The organism is Saccharopolyspora sp. (genome assembly GCF_017434145.1).
In the GTDB taxonomy this organism is placed as follows: Bacteria; Actinomycetota; Actinomycetes; order Mycobacteriales; family Pseudonocardiaceae; genus Saccharopolyspora_C; species Saccharopolyspora_C galaxeae.
On record NZ_JAFRFW010001040.1, the window covers coordinates 1 to 7,172 of the forward strand.

Below are 7,172 nucleotides of genomic sequence, written 5' to 3' on the forward strand. Positions count from 1 at the left end.
GACGATGCGCGCGATGATGTTGAAGTCGAAGTTCTTCAGGAACTTGTTCTTCTGCGTGACGGTCTTGTTTTCCTCGTCGCCTTGCTCTTCTTTGCCCTCGTGGATGGGCATCAGCTCCTTGGGAAGCTCCGCGGTCTCGGCGTCCACTCGCACTTCGCAGCGGCTGGCCGGCGCGTACGGGTCCGGCTGGACCTTCTGGATCTCCAGGGTGAACCCGTCGAAGCGCCACTGCCCGGACAGCGACTTGTACCGCCCGTAGCTGGCGCCGTGCATGTCCCGCAACGCCGAGCGGAGCCCACCGGCATCGCGCGGTCCCTTGTGCCCAGCGGGACCGCCGCGTTTCGGGCCTTGCTCGCCCCTCCTGCCCGGGGCTTGATCGGGGCGGCGCCGCGGCCCGCCCGGTCCGCTCGTTCGTTGTGCCATGTCCCGAGACGTACCCGAAGGCATCGGGATTATCCAACTCGGGGCCGCGATGCGAGCCGTGCATATCGATGTGCAATCGCGCTCGGGCATGCAACCGATCACGCGGTTATTCTCCCTGCGCGCATGATCTCGCACGCTATGTGCACACGACCACCGAAGGTGCAAAGCCGCCAGTGTCAAGGAGGCGAACCGTCGTGCCAGTCCCCCGCAGCCGCCGGCCCCGAACCACGGCACTGCTCTCCCACGGCCTGGTGACTCTGCTCAGCGCAGCCGTGTTGACCACTGTCCCCGGAACCGCCGCGGCTCGCCCGGCGAACCACCCCGACCCCGGCCGCGAAGGCGCGTGGGCCGGCTACAGCATCGGCCGCTCGGCCACCGAAGGCGTGCCGCGCAGCGCAGCGCCCCGTGCCGGAGGCGTGGCCGGGATGGATGTCAGCGGGCACCAGGGTGCGGTGGACTGGGCGAAGGCGTGGGCCGACGGCGCCCGGTTCAGCTACGTCAAAGCGACCGAAGGAACCGGGTTCATCAGCGACTCCTTCAGTCAGCAGTACGACGGTGCGGCGTCGGTGGGCATGGACCGCGGCGCCTACCACTTCGCGCTGCCGGACCGCGCCAGCGGCGCGGCGCAGGCGAACTACTTCATCGACCACGGCGGCGGGTGGCTGCCCGACGGGCGCACCCTGCCGGGCGCGCTGGACATCGAGGACAACCCCTACGGCGAGATCTGCTACGGCATGGCGCCGCAGCAGATGTCGGACTGGATCGCCGAGTTCAGCAACACCTACAAGCTGCGCACCGGCCGCTACCCCGCGATCTACACCACGACCCGCTGGTGGGACCGCTGCACCGGCGCGAACCCGGACTTCGGCGCGAACAACCCGCTGTGGCTCGCGCGGTTCGCCCCGGAGATGGGACCGCTGCCGGCCGGTTGGGACTTCCAGGCGATCTGGCAGTTCGCCAACTCCGGGATCTTCCCCGGCGATCAGAACTCGTTCAACGGTGACGCGGCCCAGCTGGAGCGCTTCACCCTCTCACAGCAGCGCAACGACGAACGGGGGGACCGGAAAACCGGTCCCCCCGTCGCATGTTCGGCTCACTTCTCGATGAGGTCCGGCGGGATCGGTTCGCTCTTGGCGATGGCCTCGAACATCCGCGAGGCGTCCTCGGAGTCCCACTTGATTACCGACTGGCCGCTGGAGGACCTGCCGAAGTCACCGAAGGGCACGCTCGTGGTGATGCCCTCACCGCTGCTGACGTCGCCGAGCGCCTTGGTCAGCCAGAACAGGTGCCAGACGTGGCCGCCCTCGTCGAGCAGGAACGTGGTGCCCGCGGCGTTGGCCAGCGGCACCAACCGGAACGGGTTGAGCAGCGTGCCCGGCCCCATCGCCTTGTCCACCAGCGCGCCGAGCAGCTTGCGCTGGTTCTCCGCGCGTTCCAGGTCACCACCGGACAGCGAGTAGCGGGCCCGCACGAACGCCAGCGCCTGCGCACCGTTGAGTTCCTGCGGCCCGGCGGGAAGGTGCGCGTTGGCCTTCTCGTCGTCCATCGGCTTTTCCAGGTTCATGTCGACCCCGCCGACGGCGTCGACCAGCTCGGAGAACCCGCCGAAACCGATCTCGGCGTAGTGGTCGATGTGCACGTCGGTGGCCGTCTCCACGGTCTGGGCCAGCAGCTTCGGCCCGCCCTCGGAGAACGCGGCGTTGAGCTTGTCCTTGCCGTGCCCGGGGATCGACACGTAGGAGTCGCGGGGCAGGCTGATCAGCGCCGGTTTGCCGCCGCCGGAGGGGATGTGCACCAGCATCATCGAGTCGGTGCGGCGCCCGGCCGCGTCACCGGCCGAGAGTTCCTCGCGCTGCGATTCGTCGAGCCCTTCGCGGCTGTCCGAGCCCACCAGCAGCCAGTTCGTGCCGGGCGTGTCGGCGATCCGGTTCGGATAGTCCAGCGCGGGCGTGCGCTGCAGCACGCTGTCGACGTAGATGCCGAAGCCCGCCACGATCAGCACCAGCACCAGCAGCGTGATGCCGATGCGCCGGGGCCAGTTCGCCCGTTTGCGCCGCGGCGGAGGTGGACCGGCCGGACGCCCGCCTTCGGGAGGCCGCGGCGGCTGCGGAGGCGCGGCACCGCCCTGCCGGTTGCGGGCACCCCGGTAGTAGTCGTAACCGCCTTGCTGCGGTCGCCGGCCTGGATTCGCCGACCAATCACTCATGACCTTCACACCTGCGGAGTCGACTCACCGGCACGCTCGGTGCCGACCTTCGCCGTGCAGCATCCCAGAAGCCCGCACGGGCGTGGCACACCGCTATCGGAACGGTATGGAAACCACTCTGCTGCGCACCGGCGCAGTAGCGAGCCGACACGCACGGCGGCGAGCCGATGGTCGGGTTTTCCCGCTCCAACAGCGGTACCGGGACGCGAAAACGGGGTGCGGCGAGACTGCCGCACCCCGTTCGCAACCGGTCCGTTCAGCCGGAAACCGCCGCCGAGACCGCCTCCGACCACAGTCGCACCGCCTCGTCGACCTGTTCGGAGTTGACGATCAGCGGCGGGATCATCCGCACGACGTTGCCGCGCGGGCCGCAGGTCAGCAACAGCAGCCCGCGCTCGGCCGCGGCGGCGTGCGCCCGCGTGGCGGTCGCGGTGTCCGGGGCCCCGTCGGGGGTGGTGAACTCGTTGCCGACCATGAGCCCGCGCCCGCGCACCTCGCCGATCACCGGGTGCTCGGCGGCGACCGTGCGCAGCCCTTCCTGCAACCGGGCGCCCTGCTCGGCGGCGTTGCCGACGAGGTCGTTCTCGCGCACCACGTCGAGGGTGGCGATCGCCGCGGCCGCGGCCACCGCGTTGCCGCCGTAGGTGCCGCCCTGCGAACCCGGCCACGCCTTGCTCATCAGCTCCGCGGAGGCCGCGATGCCCGAGAGCGGGAAGCCGCTGGCCAACCCCTTGGCGGTGATCAGCACGTCGGGTTCGATGGTGGAGTGCTGGTGTCCCCAGAACTTCCCGGTGCGGCCCACCCCGGTCTGCACCTCGTCGGCGATCAGCAGGATCCCGTGCCGGTCGGCGCGTTCGCGCAGCCCTTTGAGGAACTCCGCGGGCGCCGGGATGTAACCGCCTTCGCCGAGCACCGGCTCGATGATGATCGCGGCGGTGTCCTTCGGGGAGGTCACGGTGACCAGCAGCTGGTCCAGCTCGCGCAGCGCGAAGGCCACCGCCTCCGACTCGGACCAGCCGTGCCGGTAGGTCTCCGGGAACGGGGTGAACGCCACGCCCGGCATCATCGGGCCGATCCCGGCGCGCACTTTCACCCCGGAGCTGGTCAGCGAGCCCGCGCCCATGGTGCGGCCGTGGAAGCCGCCTTCGAAGGCGATGATGTTCTGCCGCCCGGTGGCCTGCCGGGCCAGCCGCACCGAGGCTTCGACGGCCTCGCTGCCGGAGTTGAGGTAGAACATCCGGTCCAGCCCGGCGGGCAGCACCTCGCCGAGCCGCTCGGTCAGCTGGAGTAGCGGCCGATGCATGACTGTCGTGTACTGGCCGTGGATCAGGGTTCCCACCTGGCGCTGCGCAGCTTCCACCACGCGCGGGTGGCAGTGCCCGGTGCTGGTCACCCCGATCCCCGCGGTGAAGTCGAGGTAGCGGCGGTCGTCCTCGTCGTAGAGGTAGACGCCCTCCCCGCGGGCGGCCAGCACGGGTGTCGCCTGCTGCAACACCGGCGAGAGCTCAGCCATGATCGACTCCAAAGCTGTCGTGTCGGCTGTGATGTCCCGACTGTAGGATTGTTGACAATCTAGCTCGACATGCAACCATCACGGCTGCGTCCTGTCCACCCGCCGAAATGGAAGGTCCGCTGAAGCGATGAGCACCACCAGCAGCACGCCTGCCAGCACCGAGACCCGAGAGGCCCGCGTCGTCGAGGCCGCTCCGAAACAGCTGCTCATCGGCGGCAAGTGGCGCGGGGCCAGCGGTGACCGCAGCTACGAGGTCGAAGATCCCTCCACCGGCCGGGCGCTGTGCTCGGTCGCCGACGCCACCCCCGAGGACGGGCTGGCCGCGCTCGCGGCCGCGCACGACGCCCAGTCCGGCTGGGCCGCCCACCCGCCGCGCGAACGCGGCGAGATCCTGCGCCGCGCGTGGGAACTGATCACCGAGCGGCACGAGGACCTCTCGCTGCTGATGACCCTGGAGATGGGCAAGTCGCTGATCGAGTCCCGCGCCGAGATCACCTACGCCGCGGAGTTCTTCCGCTGGTTCGCCGAAGAGGCCGTGCGCATCGACGGCGACTACGCGGTGGCCCCGAACGGCAAGGGCCGGTTCCTGGTCACCCGCCAGCCGGTCGGCCCGGCGCTGCTGATCACCCCGTGGAACTTCCCGATGGCGATGGGCACCCGCAAGATCGGCCCGGCGATCGCGGCCGGGTGCACCTCGGTGATCAAACCCGCGCACCAGACGCCGCTGTCGATGCTGGCGCTGGCCGACATCCTCAACGAGGCCGGGCTGCCCGAGGGCGTGCTCAACGTGGTCACCGCCCGCGGCGCCGGCTCGGTGATGGAGCCGATGATCCGCGACGGCCGCGCCCGCAAGCTCTCGTTCACCGGCTCCACCTCGGTGGGCCGCAAGCTCATCGAGCAGTCCGCCGAGCAGGTGCTGAAGGTGTCCATGGAACTCGGCGGCAACGCTCCGTTCCTGGTGTTCGACGACGCCGACATCGACGCGGCGGTCGACGGGGCGATGCTGGCGAAGATGCGCAACATCGGCGAGGCGTGCACCGCGGCCAACCGGTTCTACGTGCACGCCGACGTCGCCGACGAGTTCGCCCGCAAGCTCACCGACCGGATGGCCGCGCTGCGGATCGGGCGCGGGGTCACCGACGACGTCGAGGTCGGCCCGCTGATCGACTCCGTCCAGCTGGACAAGGTCGACGAGCTGGTCAGCGACGCGGTCGGCCGCGGTGCGCAGGTCGAGCTCGGCGCCTCCCGCGGCGACGGCGAGGGCTACTTCTACCAGCCGACGGTGCTCAAGAACGTGCCGTTGCAGGCGCGGATGACCTCCGAGGAGATCTTCGGCCCGGTCGCGCCGATCAGCACCTTCACCGACGAGCAGACCGCGCTGCGCGAGGCCAACAACACCGAGTACGGCCTGGTCGCCTACCTCTACACCCGCGACATCCAGCGCGCGCTGCGCGTGTCGGAGCAGCTGGAGACCGGCATGGTCGGGCTCAACCAGGGCATGGTCAGCAACCCGGCGGCACCGTTCGGCGGGGTCAAGGCGTCCGGGCTGGGCCGCGAAGGCGGCAAGGTCGGCATCGACGAGTTCCTGGAGACCAAGTACATCGCCATCGGCGGTCTGTGACCGCCGCTTCCCGCGCAGAAACCGGTGCCCCGCACGTTGCGACGTGCGGGGCACCGTCGTGTGGGCCGAACAGCGGTGCGCGCAACCGTCGTTGTCAGCATGTGGAGTCCTGATTGCTCCGAATGGGCGTGCGCGATCAAAATTGACGGGTCAACCGATACAGGTGCGCCCGGCCGCGACGGCTCGTCCGCCGCCCGGCGCGCACCCGCCCCGCGACGGACCCCGCGGTCCCGCCCGGGGCGTCCACGCAGGAGGGACGATCCGATGACCGAGACACCGGCGGCGCTGCGCACGATGATCTCCCCCGGCCGCTACGTGCAAGGCCGCGGCGCACTGCAATCGCTGGGAGCCAACGTGGCCAAGCTCGGCAAGCGGCCCGTGGTGCTGGCCGATGACATCGTCCGCGAGCTGACCGAGACCACGATCACCAAGTCCTTCGGCGAGGCCGGGCTGCCGGTGGTCTTCGAGCGCTTCAACGGTGTGCCCACCGCCGCGGAGAGCCGCCGCGTTGCCGAGGTGCTGCGCGAGCAGGGCGCCGACGCGATCGTCGGGGTCGGCGGCGGCGCACCGATCGACACCGCCAAGGCCGCGGGCGACGACACCGGCCTGCCCACGGTCAGCGTGCCCACGGTCGCCTCCACCGACGCTCCGTGCTCGGCGCTGTCGGTCGTCTACACCGCCGAGGGCGCGTTCGAGGCCTACCGCTTCTACGACCGCAACCCCGCGCTGGTGCTGGTCGACACCCAGCTGGCCGCGAACGCCCCGGCGCGGTTCCTCGTCGCAGGCATCGGCGACGCGCTGGCCACCTGGATCGAGGCGCGCGCGGTCGAGCAGTCCAACGCCGCGACGATGGCCGGTGGGCAGGCCACCGGCGCCGGGCGGGCACTGGCGAAGCTGTCCTGGGACATCCTGTGGGAATCGGCGCTGCCCGCGGTGCACGCGGTGCAGAGCAACCTCGTCACCCCGGCCGTGGAGGCGGTCGTGGAAGCCAACACGCTGCTGTCCGGGCTCGGGTTCGAATCCGGCGGGCTGGCCGCGGCGCACGCGGTGCACGACGGGCTCACCGCCGTCGAGCACACCCACGGCCTCGCGCACGGCCAGAAGGTCAACATCGGCTCGATCACCCAGCTGATCCTGGAAGGCCGCCCGACCGCGGAGATCAACGACTTCGTCGAGTTCACCACCCGGGTGGGCCTGCCGACGACGCTGACCGAGGTCGGCCTGGCGGGTGCGGAGGACTCGGTGCTGCGCACCGTCGCGGAAGCCGCCACCGACCCGGCCGAGACGATCCACAACCTGCCGTTCCCGGTCACCGTCACCGAGGTCGTGGACGCGCTCAAGGCCGTCGAGGTCACCGGCCGCGCCGTGCGCGCCGACAAGGGACTGCCCGAGCCGGTCGCGCACCAGCA

5 protein-coding genes and 1 pseudogene are annotated in these 7,172 nt (G+C 70.5%); 3 read left to right on the plus strand and 3 right to left on the minus strand.

All coding sequences use genetic code 11. The annotated features are described in order from the left end of the window. Positions 1–423 (minus strand): ABC-ATPase domain-containing protein (locus IJH84_RS28410; protein WP_295151066.1); only part of this gene is annotated, 423 nt, incomplete at its 3' end. Positions 424–695: 272 nt separating this feature from the next. Between IJH84_RS28410 and IJH84_RS28415 the strand changes: the two are divergent. After that, positions 696–1,442: pseudogene (locus IJH84_RS28415) on the plus strand (lysozyme); the annotation flags it as partial. Between the two features lie 74 nt (positions 1,443–1,516). On the opposite strand, the gene IJH84_RS28420 reads toward IJH84_RS28415, so the two are convergent. Both IJH84_RS28420 and IJH84_RS28425 read right to left on the minus strand, forming a co-directional pair. Beyond that, positions 1,517–2,629, minus strand: a complete 1,113-nt coding sequence (locus IJH84_RS28420; protein WP_295151068.1) for an LCP family protein — start codon at positions 2,627–2,629, stop codon at positions 1,517–1,519. Positions 2,630–2,885: 256 nt separating this feature from the next. Next, a complete protein-coding gene (locus tag IJH84_RS28425) occupies positions 2,886–4,142 on the minus strand; it encodes an aminotransferase class III-fold pyridoxal phosphate-dependent enzyme (protein ID WP_295151070.1) in 1,257 nt (418 codons plus the stop codon). A 127-nt stretch (positions 4,143–4,269) separates the two neighbouring features. Between IJH84_RS28425 and IJH84_RS28430 the strand changes: the two genes are divergently transcribed. Continuing rightward, positions 4,270–5,763, plus strand: a complete 1,494-nt coding sequence (locus tag IJH84_RS28430) for an NAD-dependent succinate-semialdehyde dehydrogenase (RefSeq protein ID WP_295151072.1) — start codon at positions 4,270–4,272, stop codon at positions 5,761–5,763. Positions 5,764–6,027: 264 nt separating this feature from the next. Further along, positions 6,028–7,172 (plus strand): glycerol dehydrogenase (locus IJH84_RS28435; protein ID WP_295151074.1); only part of this gene is annotated, 1,145 nt, incomplete at its 3' end.

Coding starts and splice junctions, on each gene's coding strand:
- IJH84_RS28430 (WP_295151072.1), top strand. CDS start 4,270: ATGAGCACCACCAGCAGCACGCCTGCCAGCACCGAGACCCGAGAGGCC.
- IJH84_RS28420 (WP_295151068.1), bottom strand. CDS start 2,629: ATGAGTGATTGGTCGGCGAATCCAGGCCGGCGACCGCAGCAAGGCGGT.
- IJH84_RS28425 (WP_295151070.1), bottom strand. CDS start 4,142: ATGGCTGAGCTCTCGCCGGTGTTGCAGCAGGCGACACCCGTGCTGGCC.